Raw genomic sequence first — 15,292 nt, 5'->3', positions numbered from 1 at the left:
AGGGCGGCGTTCAGCCCAGTGAAACCCCCGCCAATGATAGCGACTTCGGTTTGCCGTGTGCCTTCTAGGCGCGGCAGATGGAGTGGCGAAACGGTTGTTTGCCAATAACCGTCGCGGAGCGGCTCCGGCCCGTAGGCATAGGGTTCATAGATGCGCTTCATGCGCGCGCGGCGGCCTGTTCATCGCGTTGCTGGCGAAGGCTGGCCTGCTTGGAGATGAGCGAGGCACTTATGACGCCAATAGTGACGATTGCGATCATGATCGTGGAAAGCGCGTTGATTTCGGGGCTGACGCCCAAGCGAACGGCCGAGAAGATTTTGATCGGCAGCGTTGTCGCTGAGGGGCCGCTTGTGAAGCTGGCGATAACAAGATCGTCGAGCGAAAGGGTGAACGCCAATAGCCAGCCAGAGATAACTGCAGGCGCGATGATGGGCAGCGTCACCAAGCGGAAGGCTTGGAAGGGCGAGCACCCTAGATCAAGCGCTGCTTCTTCCAGTGAGCGGTCAAAGCTGACGAGGCGCGAAGAGACAACAACTGATACGTAGCACATGGCGAATGTGGTGTGGGCCAGCACGATCGTGAGCACGCCGCGATCTAAGCCGATGCCAATGAAAAGGAGCAGGAGTGACAGACCTGTAATGACCTCTGGCATAACCAGCGGCGCGTAGATCATCCCGGAGAACAGCGTGCGCCCCTTAAAGCGGTTGGCTCGCACCAGCACGTAGGCTGCCAGTGTGCCCAGCACAGTCGCGAGCGTGGAGCTAAAGACAGCCACCTTGATCGTGATCCATGCTGCATTGAGGAAGGATTCGTTCTGGACCAGTTCGCCATACCATTTTGTAGAGAAGCCAGCCCAAACTGTGACGAGTTTGCTCTCGTTGAAGCTGTAGATCACGAGAATGACCATCGGCAGATACAGGAACGCAAAGCCGAGCGTGAGCGCGGTGACATTGAACCAAGAGAAGCGCTTCATTGCTCAAGCTCCCTTTGCTTCTGCTCATTTCGCTGGAACAGGATGATCGGGATAATGAGGATCAGCAAAAGGATGATCGCAACGGCGGAGGCGACAGGCCAATCGCGGTTGTTGAAGAATTCCTCCCAGAGCACCTTGCCGATCATCAGCGTTTGCGAGCCACCTAAAAGCGACGGAATAACGAATTCGCCTAGTGTGGGGATGAAGACAAGGAAGCAGCCGGCGATGATGCCTGTTTTGCTGAGCGGCACAGTGACCAGCCAAAAGGCGGACGTGCGTGAACATCCCAGATCTTCGGCGGCTTCGAGCAGGTTGTCGTCCATCTTTTCCAGCGCCGAATAGATCGGGAGGATCATGAAGGGCAAATAGGTGTAAACGATGCCGATATAGACGGCGTAGTTTGTGTTCAGGATGGTTAAAGGCTCTGAAATGATACCGGTCCAGAGCAGGAATTGGTTGAGCAACCCCTCGTTCGACAGAATACCCATCCACGCATAAACGCGGATTAGAAAGCTGGTCCAGAACGGTAGGATTACAAGCATCAGCAGTGTTGGGCGCCACTCCGGCGCAGCGCGCGCCATGGAGTAGGCGATGGGATAGCCGATGAGTAACGTAAAGAAGGTAGAGATCAGCGCGATCTTGAGACTGGAAAGATAGGCCTTCCAATAAAGGTCATCGGTCGTCAGGAAGGTGAAATTTTCGAAATCCAACTCGCTAAAGAAGTTGGTGAAGCCCTTCCATCCCTCGGATAAATCAAGCTGCGGCAGGTAGGGCGGAATTGCCAGCGCCGTATCCGAAAGCGATATTTTCAACACGATCATGAAAGGTACCAAGAACAGTGCCAGTAGCCACAAATATGGAATAGCGATGAGCGTGAAGCGGCGCATGTCCTAGGACTCCAAAAGCACACCAGCGGTGCCTGTGAAACTGACCCAAACGTCGTCTTCCCAAGTGATATCGCGCCGTGCGAGGCGACGGGCGTTTGTCATCTGCGCTTTAATCATCGCACCATTGGACAGCTCCACGTAGTAGGTGGATACGTTGCCGAGATAAGCGATGTCGATCACCTTGCCGCGCATCGCGTTATCGGCAGCATCCGGGCGCGCCTTGGCGATGTTCAGTTTCTCAGGGCGGATTGCGAGTGTGAGCGTTTTGCCGTCCAGGTGGGGATCACCATTCAAAACGATGATCGGCAACTCGCCAGCAGCCCATTCCAAGGACAAACCACCTTCGGGAATTTGATAGGCCGTTTCAGAAGGAGCAGCTTTGAGTTCTTCTGCGCTGGGCGGGGGTAGCTGTTTGATCGTTTGCTCACGCTCACCCAAAATTGGGAAGAGGAGCTTGTCGTGAAGCCACTCACCGAGCTTGTTTGGCTCTGGTTTGGGACCTGTCTGCGCTGCGATCTCTTCTTGTGGCGCTTCAGTGGGCGCGTCTTCGGGTTCGGGCGTCGGCGCGGTGATCGCGCGCAAGGATGCGGTGCCTTCGATCAAATTCACATCACCGATGAAGTCTGCGACATATTTCGAATTTGGTGCTTCGTAGATATCTGCGGGCGTGGCCACTTGCATAACGCGGCCCTCGTCCATCACAGCCACGCGGGAGGCGACGGTCATTGCCTCTTCCTGATCATGGGTCACAATGACGAATGTTGTGCCGGTCTTCTCTTGAATATCCATCAGCTCAAATTGGGTGTCTTGGCGCAGCTTCTTGTCGAGCGCGCCGAGTGGCTCATCCAGTAACAACAGTTTGGGCGCTTTGGCGAGCGAGCGGGCAAGGGCGACACGTTGGCGTTGACCGCCTGAAATCTGATGGGGTTTGCGACGGGCGAATTTTTCCAAGCGCGTCAGTTTGAGCATTTCGTGCACACGCGCATCGATGGCGCCTTTGGCTATATCCGTGCGACGCAGACCGAAAGCAATATTTTCATAGATCGAAAGATGGGGAAACAACGCGTAGCTTTGGAACATCATGTTCACAGCGCGCTTGTTTGGCGGCACGTTGTTCATGTCTTGACCCGCGATGCTGATGGTGCCTGTCGTGGGCGTTTCAAACCCGCCAAGCATCCGCATCATCGTGGTTTTGCCGCAGCCAGATGGACCAAGCAGCGCGAAGAATTCTTTCTCGAAAATGTCGAGTGTCAAATCGTCGATGGCAGTGAAATCGCCAAAGCGTTTTGTAACGTTCTTAAATTGGATCAGGGGTGTTTCGCTTGGATCATCCCAAGGGGCGAATACTGGTGCTTGCGCCATTCATGTGCTCCGAGGTGGGAGGAACCCCCGCGCCAGTGCGCGAGGGTTATCTGTCTTAGGTGCCAGATTTGATTTTTGTCCACAGACGCGTGACGACGCGCTGTACCTTTGGTGGGTAAGGTGTGGTTGTGAACAGGTTCTCAAGCGTGGCTGCATCAGGGTAGATCGCAGGATCGCCGATCACGTCTTCCTCAAGCAATGGCTGGGACGCAAGGTTGCCGTTTGCGTAGTAAACGTAGTTTGATGCATCGGCCATGTTTTGCGCGTCCATGATGAAGTTCAGGAACGTGTGCGCTGCGTCAGGGTTCGGTGCGTCCGTTGGGATCGCCATTTGATCGAACCACATTTGCGCACCTTCTTTTGCCGCGTGATATGCGATCTCGACACCGTTTTCTGCTTCATCCGCGCGATCGCGTGCTTGCAGAATGTCACCAGACCAACCGATTGCAACGCAGATATCACCGTTTGCAAGCGCGTTGATGTATTCAGAGCTGTGGAATTTCTGAATATGCGGGCGAACTGCTGCCAAAACAGGCTCTGTCTTTGCGATCACATCTGGATCGTGACTGTCGGGGTCTTCACCCAAGAACTGTAGCACCATTGGTACCATTTCGGTTGGCGCGTCCAGCATGTGAACACCGCAATCAGCAAGCTTGGCCATGTTGTCAGGGTTCAAAACTAGCTCAAGACTATCGATTGGCGCATCTTCGCCAAGCGCTTCTTTAACTTTGCCAACGTTCACGCCGATGCCAGTTGTGCCCCACATGTAGTTAATGGAGTAAGCGTTCTCAGGATCGTACTGTTCGGTACGTGAAGAAACGACATCCCACATGTTTGCAATGTTTGGCAGTTTCGCCATGTCCAGTTTCTGGAATGCGCCCGCAGTGATCTGGCGCTGCAAGAACGTGCCGGATGGAACAACGACGTCATAGCCGGAACCACCTGCGAGCATCTTTGTTTCCAGCAATTCGTTGCTGTCAAAGACGTCGTAGATCAGATCGATACCAGTTTCGGCTTCGAACTTTTCGAGCAGAGCTTCGTCAATATAGTCAGACCAGTTGTAGACGCGGACTTCTTCCGCTGTCGCACTGGCGGCGATCAGGGCGAGCGAAGCGCTCGCAAGCATTAGTTTTTTCATGTGATTGACTCCCCAAGGAATATACAAAGCGGCGTTCATTGCGACCGCATTCTGCACAACATAGTTTTCACGAGGTGGTTGGAGTCGCAAGTTTTTATTGCGATTTTCAGGTTCGAATGGAGAACTTCGCGAGAGCGTCTAATTCATAGGCAAGCATGCTTGATGGTTTGCGGCTATCCAAGTGTTGCGGATTTCGCATAGCTTCGTGTCGTCCAGAGTTGAAATTGTTAGATCAGACTAGCGCTCGGAGTTTACAAAGACCGTAACGTAACTTTGTTATTTTTCAGATAGTTACCTTAACCATAGCGCCGAACGCTGATTTCTCTCAGACATGCGGTTGCCTTTGAATTACTATTTTTTTAGCGTCCGATAGCGAGCGAAACTTATTTCCGCATAGCGGAAACACGCGGACTCGTTCGAAAACATCTGGGGGGTAGTGAAGTGACCAATGCTGTAGAATATCAGCTCATTGACGATGTCGCAGTTTTGCGAGCGAACAATCCCCCTGTGAATGCTTTGGGGCAAGCAGTTCGCGCAGGTCTGCTTGCAGGGGTGATGCGCGCCGAGGGAGAAGCGAAAGCGATCTTGATCATCGGAAACGGTCGGACCTTTTTTGCGGGCGCGGACATCAAGGAATTTGGCAAACCCCCGCAGGAGCCATTCTTGCCAGATGTTTGCACACGCATCGAGCAAAGTACGCTACCGGTGATTTCTTCTATTCATGGCACAGCCTTGGGCGGTGGTTTGGAAGTGGCGCTTGGCACACATTACCGCATTGCTGTTCCCTCAGCAAAGGTGGGATTGCCAGAAGTGCATTTGGGTATTCTCCCAGGCGCTGGTGGAACACAACGGTTGCCGCGAGTGGCTGGCGTAGAAAATACGATGGATTTGATCACCTCTGGCGGTCATGTAACGGCTGCGGATGCTTTGGCGATGGGTATTCTCGATGCGGTTGAAGACGGTGATGTTGAAGCCATCGGCCTCACCTTTGCCAATCAGATTTTAGCGCAAGGCAAGGGGCCGCGCCCTGTCGGTCAATTACCCCGACCTGATCCGATTGATTTTGATACGGCCCATGCTGCAGCCATGAAAAAGGGGCGTGGTCAAATCGCGCCAGCGACGGCCATTCGCGCGATTGAAGCCGCGTGCCACAACGATCTGGCCGAAGGTCTGCAGCGTGAACGTGATCTTTTCATGACGTTGATGAATTCGCCCCAACGCGAGGGGATGATCCATGCGTTCTTTAACGAGCGCGCGGTGTCTAAACTGCCAGAGCTTAAGGGCATCGCACCTCGCGATGTGCAATCGATTGGTGTCATTGGCGGCGGAACAATGGGCGCAGGCATAACGGTTGCCGCGCTTTTGGCAGGTTTGAACGTTGTGATGATCGAACGCGATTCTGACGCAGTGAAAGCAGGATCAGATCGCGTGTCTGGCATTTTGCAAGGCTCGGTCAAGCGCGGCAAACTCAGCCAAGGCAAGTATGATGCGATCATGGTAGGCGGGTTCTCTGCCTCTGATAGTTACGACGCACTGGGCGATGTTGATCTGGTTATTGAAGCTGCCTTCGAAGAGATGGGCGTCAAAAAAGCGATCTTTGCCGAACTGGACCGTGTCTGTAAAACAGGCGCGGTTCTTGCGTCCAATACCTCTTACCTCGATGTGAACGAAATTGCCGCCTCTACCTCGCGCCCTGCGGATGTTATTGGTCTGCATTTTTTCTCGCCTGCGCATGTGATGAAGCTGCTCGAAGTGGTGGTCGCCGATCAAACGGCGCCTGACGTTGTCGCGACGGGTTTCGCATTGGGTAAAGCCATGCGCAAAACCGCGGTGCGCTCTGGTGTGTGTGATGGTTTCATCGGAAACCGCATTTTGAAAACCTATCGTACCTGCGCGGATCATATGGTTCTAGACGGGGCATCCCCGTTTGAAATTGATGATGCGATGACCGCGTTTGGTTTTGCGATGGGCCCTTATGCGGTCGCTGATCTGGCAGGTCTCGACATTGGCTGGGCGACGCGCAAGCGACTTGCGCCAACACGGGATCCACGTGAACGCATCAGCACTTATGCGGATAAAATCTGCGAAGCGGGTCACTTTGGTCAAAAGACAGGCAAAGGTTACTACGTTTACGAAAAAGGAAAACGTGGTGGAACGCCGAACCCTGAAATGATGGCGCTGATCGAAGCGGAAAGAACAGAGCTTGGCATCACGCAACGCGCATTCACTGCCGAAGATATTCAACGCCGTTACATGTGCGCCATGGTCAATGAAGCGGCGAAGGTTGTCGACGAAGGCATCGCTGCACGCCCGCTCGATGTCGATATGGTGCTTCTCTTTGGATACGGATTTCCACGCCATTGGGGCGGGCCTTTGAAGTGGGCAGATCTGCAAGGTGTGCAAAGCATTCTGGACGACATCGAGAGCTACGCAAAAGAAGACGCTTATTTTTGGGAATGCTCTGACTTGCTCAAGCGGCTCGTCGCTGCGGGCAAGACGTTTGAAGATTTGAATATGGGAGAGACAGTATGAAACAGGCGGTGATCGTATCGACGGCGCGTTCGGGATTGGCGAAGTCTTTTCGCGGGTCTTTGAACATGACGCACGGTGCAACATTGGGCGCGCATTCGGTAGAACATGCCGTCGCGCGCGCAGGGATTGACCCTGCAAGCGTTGAAGACTGTATTATGGGGTGCGCGACCCCTGAAGGCGCAACGGGCGGCAACATCGCACGACAAATCGCCTTGCGCGCTGGGCTGCCTGTGACGGTCTGCGGCGCGACAATTAATCGATTTTGTTCTTCTGGTTTACAAAGCATCGCGATGGCCGCGCAATCCATTCAAAATGGCGCGGGTCCGATGGTTGCTGGCGGTGTCGAAAGCATCTCGCTGACAGGCAATCATAGCGTAGCGAGCCACGATTCTTGGATCAAAGAGCATAAGCCAGCCGTCTACATGACCATGATCGAAACTGCCGATATCGTTGCAGAGCGTTATAGCATCTCGCGCGCACAGCAGGATGAATATGGATTGCGCTCGCAACAGCGCATGGCAGCGGCGCAAGAGGCTGGCAAATTCGCAGATGAGATCGTTCCGATGGCGGCCACGATGGCTGTGAAAGACAAAGAGACAGGCGAGATTTCAGAGCGCGAGGTGATGGTTGATCGCGACGAATGCAACCGCCCGACGACGGTGATTGAGGGTCTAAATGGGCTAAATCCAGTTCGCGCAGGTGGATATGTAACGGCTGGGAACGCGAGCCAACTGTCCGATGGATCCGCTGCTGTTGTGATGATGGAAGCCTCTGAAGCTGAGCGCCAAGGCATCGAAGCGTTGGGCGCGTTCAAGGGTTTCGCGGTTGCTGGCTGTGAGCCTGACGAGATGGGCATTGGTCCCGTTTATGCAGTGCCACGTCTGCTCGAAAGGCATGGGCTCAAAGTTGATGACATTGATCTTTGGGAATTGAACGAGGCCTTTGCGTCGCAAGCGCTTTATAGCCGCGATCGGCTCGGTATTGATGATGAGAAATGTAACGTGAATGGTGGATCGATTGCGATTGGCCACCCCTTTGGCATGACAGGCACCCGTATGACGGGTCACCTGATGCTTGAGGGTAAACGCCGCGGCGCGAAGCTGGGCGTTGTCACGATGTGTATTGGCGGCGGCATGGGTGCTGCTGGCCTCTTCGAAATTTTCTAGGGAGCGGAAAAATGGATTTGAATTACAGCGATGAGGAGCGCGCCTTTCAGGCGGAAGTGCGCACGTTCCTCAGTGAAAAACTGCCAAAGGAAATGTCAGAAAAAGTGCGCCTTGGAAGCGGCCTTAACAAGGCTGACATGGAGCAGTGGCACGGTATTTTGAATGACAAAGGTTGGCTTGCACAAAACTGGCCCAAGGAATTTGGCGGTGCCGAATGGGATGCGGTGCAGCGTCACATTTTTGAGGAAGAAGCGAGCCTCGCCAATGCACCGCGTATTGTTCCGTTTGGTCTCGGCATGCTTGCGCCTGTTTTGCAAAAATTCGGATCGAAAGAGCAGTGCGATCGGTGGTTGCCACGTATCTTGGATGGCTCTGATTGGTGGTGCCAAGGGTATTCCGAACCGGGCGCTGGATCAGATTTGGCGTCTTTGAAAACCAAGGCTGTTCGCGACGGTGATCATTACATCGTGAACGGTCAGAAAACGTGGACGACACTTGGCCAACACGCGAACATGATCTTCTGTCTCGTGCGCACGGATCCTGATGCGAAGCAACAAGAGGGCATTTCCTTCCTTCTGATCGACATGGATACACCCGGCATCGAAGTACGCCCCATCATTTTGCTCGACGGCACGGCCGAGGTGAATGAGGTTTGGTTCACGGATGTGAAGGTCCCTGCTGAGAACCTTGTTGGTGAGGAAAACAAAGGCTGGACCTACGCCAAATATCTACTGACCCATGAGCGGGCGAATATCGCGGGTGTTGGGTCGTCAAACGCTGGCCTTTTGGCGGTTAAGCGCATGGCACAAACAGAGCTGTCGGGTGGTAAGCCGCTCATCGAAAACCCGCATTTCGCAGCGCGTATTGCGCAGGTCGAAATCGATTTGATGGCGATGAGCCTCGCCAATTTGCGGATCGTCAGTCAAGCGGCAAAAGGCGGTGCTCCCGGCCTTGAGGCCTCGATGCTGAAGGTCAAAGGATCGATCATTCGCCAAGAGATCAACGACCTCGCGCGCCGCGCTGTTGGCACCTATGCGCTGCCCTTCGCCTCCGAGGCGGTGGAAGGCACGAATGAGGCGCCCTTCGGCCCAGAATATGCAGCGCCCCTTGCTGCGCAATATTTCAACAATCGCAAGCTATCGATCTTTGGCGGCTCTAACGAAGTGCAACGCCAGATCATTGCGAAAACAACCTTGGGAGCGATGCGATGAACTTCGAGCTCACAGAAGAGCGGCAAATGCTGCAAGACACGTTGCGCCGTTTCCTCGCGGATAAATACGATGTGAAAACACGCAATACCATTCTGGATTCAGAAAGCGGTATGAGCGCGGACATCTGGGCACAGCTCGCTGAGCTTGGTGTTCTGGGCGCCTTGTTTGGCGAAGACGACGGTGGCTTTGGCGGCGCTGGTTTCGACATCGCTGTGGTCTTTGAAGAGCTGGGTCGCGCGGGTGTGGTTGAGCCTATCTTGGAGACTTGTATCCTTGGGGGTGGGCTTGTTGCTGCGCTTGGAAATGAGAGTCAAAAGGTCTTATTAGAGTCTGTTATTGGCGGTGAAACACGCCTTGCGCTGGCGCATGGTGAACCGCGCAGTCGCTATGATTTGAACCGTGTCGAGACTGTGTTCAAGGATGGCAAACTGTCTGGTCACAAGTCGATGGTTCTGGGCGCACCGAATGCAGATCATATTGTTATCTCCGTGCGTGAAAGCGGCGAAGTAGACTCTAAAGAGGGGATTTCGCTCTTCCTTGTGCCTGTGTCAGAGCTCGATATGCGGGTCACGCCAATGATGGGTGGCGGCATGGCTGCGGATATCTATCTGGATGGTTTGGCTTTGAGCGATGATATGCGCTTGGGTGCGGCTGGCGCTGCCTATGAACATCTGGAAAATATGCAAGCGGCTGCGATCACTGCGATCTGTGCGCAGACCTTGGGCGGTATGGAAAACGCGATGGCACTCACCATTGAATACCTGAAAACACGTAAGCAATTTGGTATTGCGATTGGTCAATTCCAAGCGCTGCAACACCGCATGTCAGACATGCTGATCGAGATGGAGCAAGCGCGCTCTGCCGTGATTGGCGCTGCTGGGTACTTGGAGGCGGATGTGCGTTTGCGCGATCGATATGCAAGCGCCGCAAAGAACCTGATGGGCCGCGCTGGCCGTTTGGTGGCTGAAGAAGCGGTGCAGATGCATGGCGGTATTGCGATGACGCAGGAATATGAGCTCGCCCATATCGCGAAACGTATCATCATGGCGGATCATATGTTTGGGGATACGGATCACCATCTTGAACGCTTCATCGCGTTAAGCGCAGCTTAAGTCATGGAAGAAATTCGCGATGAAACTGGTACGCAAAGGTTGGTGGGTTACGTGGTCGAAGTGGGCCATGCCGACGGCTTTGCGCGCTGTTGGCTTGATGTGGATGAACGCCATCTCAACCGCCACAATGTGCTGCACGGCGGAATCGCGACAATTCTTCTAGACAATGCAAGTGGGACGGCTGGCAGCCTCACAGTGGATGCTGCTGGCCTTACCCCATTTTTGACGATCTCGATGACGACGCAATACCTTGCGTCGGGCAAGCGCGGTCGCGTCACGGCCATTGGCAAGGTGACAGGCGGCGGGCGGTCGACCAAGTTCATTTCGGCAGAGCTTCGCCATGAAGATGGCACGCTCATTGCGACGTCTTCGGGCGTTTACAAACGTGTTCCACAGGAGAAACTAAAATGAGTCTCGCACGGATTGAGGAGCACGGCTCCACATTGGTTATCGTGAATTCAAACGCGTCCCGTCGCGGAGCATTATCGCCTGAGCTTTATGAGGTTGTGCTTGAAACATTGAAGCGCGCTGAAGATCCTAAGGTGCGGGCAATCGTCTTTGCATCTGAAGGCGGTTTTTTCTGTTCGGGTGGTGATTTGAACGGTCTGAAAGAACGTCGCCATCTAAGTTTTGAAGAACGCCAAGGGATGATCCAAAGCCTGCATGATGTTGTCGGTGCTTTGCGCAATTCCCGAGTTCCAATCATTGCCGCAGTTGAGGGTGGTGCAGCGGGTGCGGGTCTGTCGATTGCACTGGCTTGCGATATGATAGTGGCGAGCCCGGGTGCGAAGTTCACCGCCTCTTATGTAAAGGCGGGTGTTGTGCCCGATGGTGGTTTGACATCGGCGTTGGCGCGGATGATTCCGCGGCAGTTGGCGAATGAAATGTGCATGCTGGCCCGCACAGTGCAGGCAGAACGTTTGGCGGCACTTGGCGTTATCAATCTGATTGCAGATGATCCATTGGCCGAGGCGCATAAATTGGCGGATGAATTTGCCCAAGGCCCGCGCGTCGCGCAGGGTGTTATCAAAGGATTGGTCAGTCAAGGATATGAGGCCACAGAGCAAGAGCAGCTAGATTCAGAACGCGATGCAATGGCGCGCGCGGTGGGCGCAGAAGAGGCGCAGATTGGCATCAACGCATTTCTGAATAAGAAAACGCCAGTGTATCCATGAGCCAGCCGCAGCACATTCATCAGTTCCTAGAAAATCAAGCGATTGCGCGCCCTGAGGCGATCGCACTTCAGGATTGGGACGGGTCTGAATGGAGCTTTGCCAAGGAATGGGATGTGGCGAAAAAGGGCGCTGAGTTACTTCGTCTTGCAGGCGTTCAACGCGGTGATCGTGTGCTGATGGTGACAGAGAACTGCGCGATGCTTTGTGCGTTTATCTATGCGTGTTCATTGATTGGCGCTTGGGCGGTTCCAGTGAATGCCCGTCAAACCGGCGCGGAGCTTGATCGCATCATCAAACATGCAACGCCGCGTGTTGCCCTTTTCATGCATGAGGTGTCGCCAGATGCAAAAGCGCATGGGACGCGTTTGAAGGCGCGCGAGGTGTCGGGTGCTTGGGGCAAGGTCCAGATCACAGAGCTGCATGCAAGCGATCCCGCGACGGATGGCAATGTCGCTGTGATGCTTTTTACGACTGGCACGACGGGTACGCCTAAAGGGGTTATGCTCACGCAGGAAAATCTGCTTTTTACGGGTAAAACATCTGCCAAATCGCGCGGTATGACGGAAGCGGACACAGTGTATGGTGTGCTACCGATGACCCATGTGTTCGGCCTTGCTTCGATGCTGATGGCTGCGACCTGTGTGGGTGCAAGGATCAGGTTGGAGGCGCGGTTTAGCGCTGAAAAGCTGTATACGGCTTTGACCAGCGGCGTGACTATTCTGCCAGCAGTCCCTCAAATGCATGCGCTTTTGATGCAGTATACCCTTGAGCGCGGTAGTCAGAGCATCGCTGGCGGATCGCTTAGATATGTATCTTCGGGCGCGGCGCCACTTGATCCCGTTTGGAAACGCAAAGCTGAAGAGTTCTATGGCATCCCGCTTCAGAACGGCTATGGCATGACAGAAACCACCGCTGGCGTTAGCATGACCAAGAGCGAGCTGGGTGATCCGGATACCTCTGTTGGTCCGCCATTGGTGGGCGTTGAAGTTTCGATTGATGAATCGGCTGCAGGCGGCGGGGATGGCGTTGGTGAAGTGCTGACACGCGGGCCGCACATCATGCTTGGCTATTTCCGAAATGGGGAAGAGACGGCCAAGGTGATTGATACGAACAGTTGGATGCATACTGGTGATCTCGGCAAGATCGACACGCTTGGTCGGCTTCATATTCTAGGGCGAAGCAAGGAGTTGATCATTCGCGGCGGTTTCAACATCTATCCGCCAGAGGTCGAAGCGGCCTTCAATGACCATCCTGCTGTGGTGCAATCTGCTGTTATAGGCCGCCGAACGCAGACTGGTGATGAAGAGGTGTTGGCCTTTATTCAAATCCCTGCTTCGGATGCTGTAACTGTGGAAGAATTGCGCACCTTCGTGGCCGAGCGTTTGTCCGCATATAAGCGACCTAGCCAGATCATTTTGACGGACGCTCTACCAGCGGCGCCAACGGGTAAGTTGCTCAAACATAAATTGGTTGATGTGTTTGCCGATCGTCTAGATTGACGTTCAAAATCCAAGCTCTGGTGCGATCTGGACCTTTGAGACACCTGCGAAGCGCGCCATGCGATCCAATTCGCTGCGTAGCTTTTTAAGACGTGCTGGCGTTGCACGCACGCCGTCTTCCCACCAAAGGCCCGTAACGTTCAAAACATCATCCGCGCGCAATGCTTTCATATCGATACGCCCCGTTAGGCGATCACCTTCGAGAATGGGAAAGACGTAATAGCCATATTGGCGTTTCGCTTCGGGCACGAAAATTTCGATCCGATAATGAAAGCCAAAGAGCCGCTCAGCCCGTTTGCGGTCGCGTAGAGCTGGATCAAAAGGGCTTAGAATGCGCAGGCGTGATGTTGGTTTGGGCGGCGTCTCTTCCATGATCCCATCGCGGGCATAGGAGCGGCGTAGCTTGCCATCAACGCCTTCAACATCGATTTCAATCAGACCTGCGTTTTCGCACCAGTCTTTGGCTTCGGCCTTAGTCACGATGTCCCAGAAATCAGCGATTTCGCCTGAAGTGGCAAAGCCAAGCCGATCAAGCGCAGCGCTACATAGCCAATCAATGCTCCTGCGTTCATCCATCGCCTCGCGCGTATAGCGATAATCGAGCACACGTTCTGTTGTGTCGTAAAACTTCTTAAAGGCCTCGCGCCGCGTAACGCTGAGCACGCCAGTGCGCCACAAGTATTCCAGCGCCGTTTTGGATGGGTGCCAATCCCACCATCCGCCCGATCCACGTTTTTCGTTTTCACCTACGCAAGCCGAAGATTTTGGTCCCTCGCGCTCAATTTGACTAAGCAGGTCATCGACCTTTTCTTCAAATCCTTCGCGCCGCCAACTGCGCCATTGTTTGCGCAATTTATCCGCGTCGCGCGCGAATTTGAGTTTCCAATGCACGAAAAATTCAGAAGGGATCACCGATGCATCATGTGTCCAGTGCTCGAAGAGCGAGTGATCTTTTTCCAGCAGTTGCGTCAGGTTCTTGGGTCGGTAAGCTGCGCGACGTGCGCGCAAAACCATGTGGTGCGCGCGCTCGACCGTGTTGATGCTATCGACCTGAACAAAGCCAAGCTGAGTGATCAATTCAAGCAGATCATCGCCCTTGCCTGTACCAGTAGGCGCTAAGCTCAGAAGATGGCGGTCCAGAAATAGCGCGCGCGCATCTTTGTTTTTGAGTACGGGGCGAGCCACCAATTAGCGACGCTTCAGCGTGTCACCGAAGCTGATAGTCGGGCTTAATTCGTAGCGCTTTTCTAGCTCGATATTCGGGTTTTCGACACGCTGTGCAATGATCTCTGCGGCCTTACGTCCGATTTCTTGACGACAGGCATCCATCGTTGCCAGTTGCTTTGGAAGACCCTGGAGCAATTCGACCCCGTTGAAGCCGGCAAGACCGATGCGTTGCGGAATTTCGAGCCCTTGCTCCATGAGATAGAGCAGGCCACCCGCGCCAATCATATCGTTGGAGTAATACAGAAAATCGAGCTCAGGGTCGCGTTCAAGCAAGGCAGCGGTCATTTCGCGCCCCTTCGCAAGCGCTGATCCACCCGAATAAAATTCCCGTTCAGCGATTTCGATACCCGCTTTACCAAGGACTTCTGTGAACCCTTCAAAGCGTTTGCGCGCACGGTGATCCAACGGCATTTTCGTGCCCATAAAACCAATGCGCTCATAGCGACCTTTGAGGATCGCTTTGGCCATTTCCCGACCTGCACGGCGATGCGAGATACCAACGCTGGTATCGATCGCTGTACCGTCCACATCCATGATTTCAACAACGGGAATGCCTGACGCCTTAAGCATCGCGCGCGATGCATCAGAATGTTCCAGACCCGCAATGATCACACCAGACGGACGCCAAGACAGCATCTCGAACAGAACGCGTTCTTCTTTTTCTGGTAGATAATCGGTAACCCCCACAACCGGTTGCAGATCGGTATCTTCCAGGATCTGCGAAATCCCGGTCATGACCTCTGGGAAAACCATGTTTGACAGCGATGGGATAATAACAGCGACAAGATTGACCCGTTGAGAGGCCAACGCGCCGGCGATTTTATTGGGCACGTATCCAAGTTCTTTTGCGGTTTGCAGCACCTTTTCGCGCGTGGTTGCCGAAACATCGCCTCGATTGCGCAACACGCGCGAGACGGTCATTTCCGAGACCCCAGAGGCTTCGGACACATCACGAAGGGTCAGCGGGCGATTTTCAGACTTAGACAAAGGCTTTGGCTCCAACCAGAACG

The 15,292-nt window shown here is 54.1% G+C and carries 13 protein-coding genes; 7 read left to right on the top strand and 6 right to left on the bottom strand.

Going from position 1 to position 15,292, the window contains the following annotated elements:
* Nucleotides 1–157 precede the first annotated feature (157 nt).
* The 4 genes from ABJQ89_RS00445 to ABJQ89_RS00430 are packed head-to-tail and all read right to left on the bottom strand — an operon-like array spanning nucleotide 158 to nucleotide 4,360.
* Nucleotides 158–973, bottom strand: coding sequence for an ABC transporter permease subunit (locus ABJQ89_RS00445; protein WP_348494312.1), 816 nt, complete (start codon nucleotides 971–973; stop codon nucleotides 158–160).
* Nucleotides 970–1,860, bottom strand: a complete 891-nt coding sequence (locus ABJQ89_RS00440; RefSeq protein WP_348494311.1) for an ABC transporter permease subunit — start codon at nucleotides 1,858–1,860, stop codon at nucleotides 970–972. The genes ABJQ89_RS00445 and ABJQ89_RS00440 overlap by 4 nt, the downstream gene beginning before the upstream one ends.
* Before the next feature lie 3 nt (nucleotides 1,861–1,863).
* Complete coding sequence (locus ABJQ89_RS00435) at nucleotides 1,864–3,222, bottom strand: ABC transporter ATP-binding protein (RefSeq protein ID WP_348494310.1); 1,359 nt, start codon at nucleotides 3,220–3,222, stop codon at nucleotides 1,864–1,866.
* A gap of 55 nt (nucleotides 3,223–3,277) precedes the next feature.
* Nucleotides 3,278–4,360 (bottom strand): polyamine ABC transporter substrate-binding protein, encoded by a 1,083-nt coding sequence (locus ABJQ89_RS00430; RefSeq protein ID WP_348494309.1) that lies wholly within the window; start codon nucleotides 4,358–4,360, stop codon nucleotides 3,278–3,280.
* Between the two features lie 441 nt (nucleotides 4,361–4,801).
* On the opposite strand from ABJQ89_RS00430, the gene ABJQ89_RS00425 reads away from it, so the two are divergent.
* Genes ABJQ89_RS00425 through ABJQ89_RS00395 form a run of 7 tightly spaced genes read left to right on the top strand, consistent with a single transcriptional unit; the run spans nucleotide 4,802 to nucleotide 13,055 of the window.
* Nucleotides 4,802–6,892, top strand: a complete 2,091-nt coding sequence (locus ABJQ89_RS00425) for a 3-hydroxyacyl-CoA dehydrogenase NAD-binding domain-containing protein (RefSeq protein WP_348494308.1) — start codon at nucleotides 4,802–4,804, stop codon at nucleotides 6,890–6,892.
* Nucleotides 6,889–8,058, top strand: coding sequence for an acetyl-CoA C-acyltransferase (locus ABJQ89_RS00420; RefSeq protein ID WP_348494307.1), 1,170 nt, complete (start codon nucleotides 6,889–6,891; stop codon nucleotides 8,056–8,058). Before ABJQ89_RS00425 ends, ABJQ89_RS00420 begins: the two co-directional genes overlap by 4 nt.
* Nucleotides 8,059–8,069: 11 nt before the next feature.
* A complete protein-coding gene (locus ABJQ89_RS00415; RefSeq protein ID WP_348494306.1) occupies nucleotides 8,070–9,269 on the top strand; it encodes an acyl-CoA dehydrogenase family protein in 1,200 nt (399 codons plus the stop codon).
* Nucleotides 9,266–10,381: an acyl-CoA dehydrogenase gene (locus tag ABJQ89_RS00410; RefSeq protein WP_348494305.1), complete on the top strand. Its 1,116-nt coding sequence runs from the start codon at nucleotides 9,266–9,268 to the stop codon at nucleotides 10,379–10,381. The genes ABJQ89_RS00415 and ABJQ89_RS00410 overlap by 4 nt, the downstream gene beginning before the upstream one ends.
* Nucleotides 10,382–10,384: 3 nt before the next feature.
* Entirely contained in the window at nucleotides 10,385–10,792 is a 408-nt protein-coding gene (locus tag ABJQ89_RS00405; protein WP_348494304.1) for a PaaI family thioesterase, read from the top strand.
* Nucleotides 10,789–11,556, top strand: a complete 768-nt coding sequence (locus ABJQ89_RS00400) for an enoyl-CoA hydratase family protein (RefSeq protein WP_348494303.1) — start codon at nucleotides 10,789–10,791, stop codon at nucleotides 11,554–11,556. Before ABJQ89_RS00405 ends, ABJQ89_RS00400 begins: the two co-directional genes overlap by 4 nt.
* The gene (locus tag ABJQ89_RS00395) at nucleotides 11,553–13,055 is read left to right on the top strand and encodes a class I adenylate-forming enzyme family protein (protein WP_348494302.1); all 1,503 of its coding nucleotides are present in this window, start codon (nucleotides 11,553–11,555) and stop codon (nucleotides 13,053–13,055) included. Before ABJQ89_RS00400 ends, ABJQ89_RS00395 begins: the two co-directional genes overlap by 4 nt.
* A gap of 3 nt (nucleotides 13,056–13,058) precedes the next feature.
* Here ABJQ89_RS00395 and ABJQ89_RS00390 read toward each other — a convergent pair whose 3' ends face one another.
* Nucleotides 13,059–14,240, bottom strand: a complete 1,182-nt coding sequence (locus ABJQ89_RS00390) for a crosslink repair DNA glycosylase YcaQ family protein (RefSeq protein ID WP_348494301.1) — start codon at nucleotides 14,238–14,240, stop codon at nucleotides 13,059–13,061.
* 3 nt (nucleotides 14,241–14,243) lie between these two features.
* Entirely contained in the window at nucleotides 14,244–15,269 is a 1,026-nt protein-coding gene (locus ABJQ89_RS00385; RefSeq protein WP_348494300.1) for a LacI family DNA-binding transcriptional regulator, read from the bottom strand.
* Between the last annotated feature and the right edge of the window lie 23 nt (nucleotides 15,270–15,292).

Source organism: Planktotalea sp., from assembly GCF_039984035.1.
Classification (GTDB): Bacteria; Pseudomonadota; Alphaproteobacteria; order Rhodobacterales; family Rhodobacteraceae; genus Planktotalea.
Note: the sequence above shows the minus strand (reverse complement) of the source record. Positions and strands in the feature narration are given on the sequence as shown.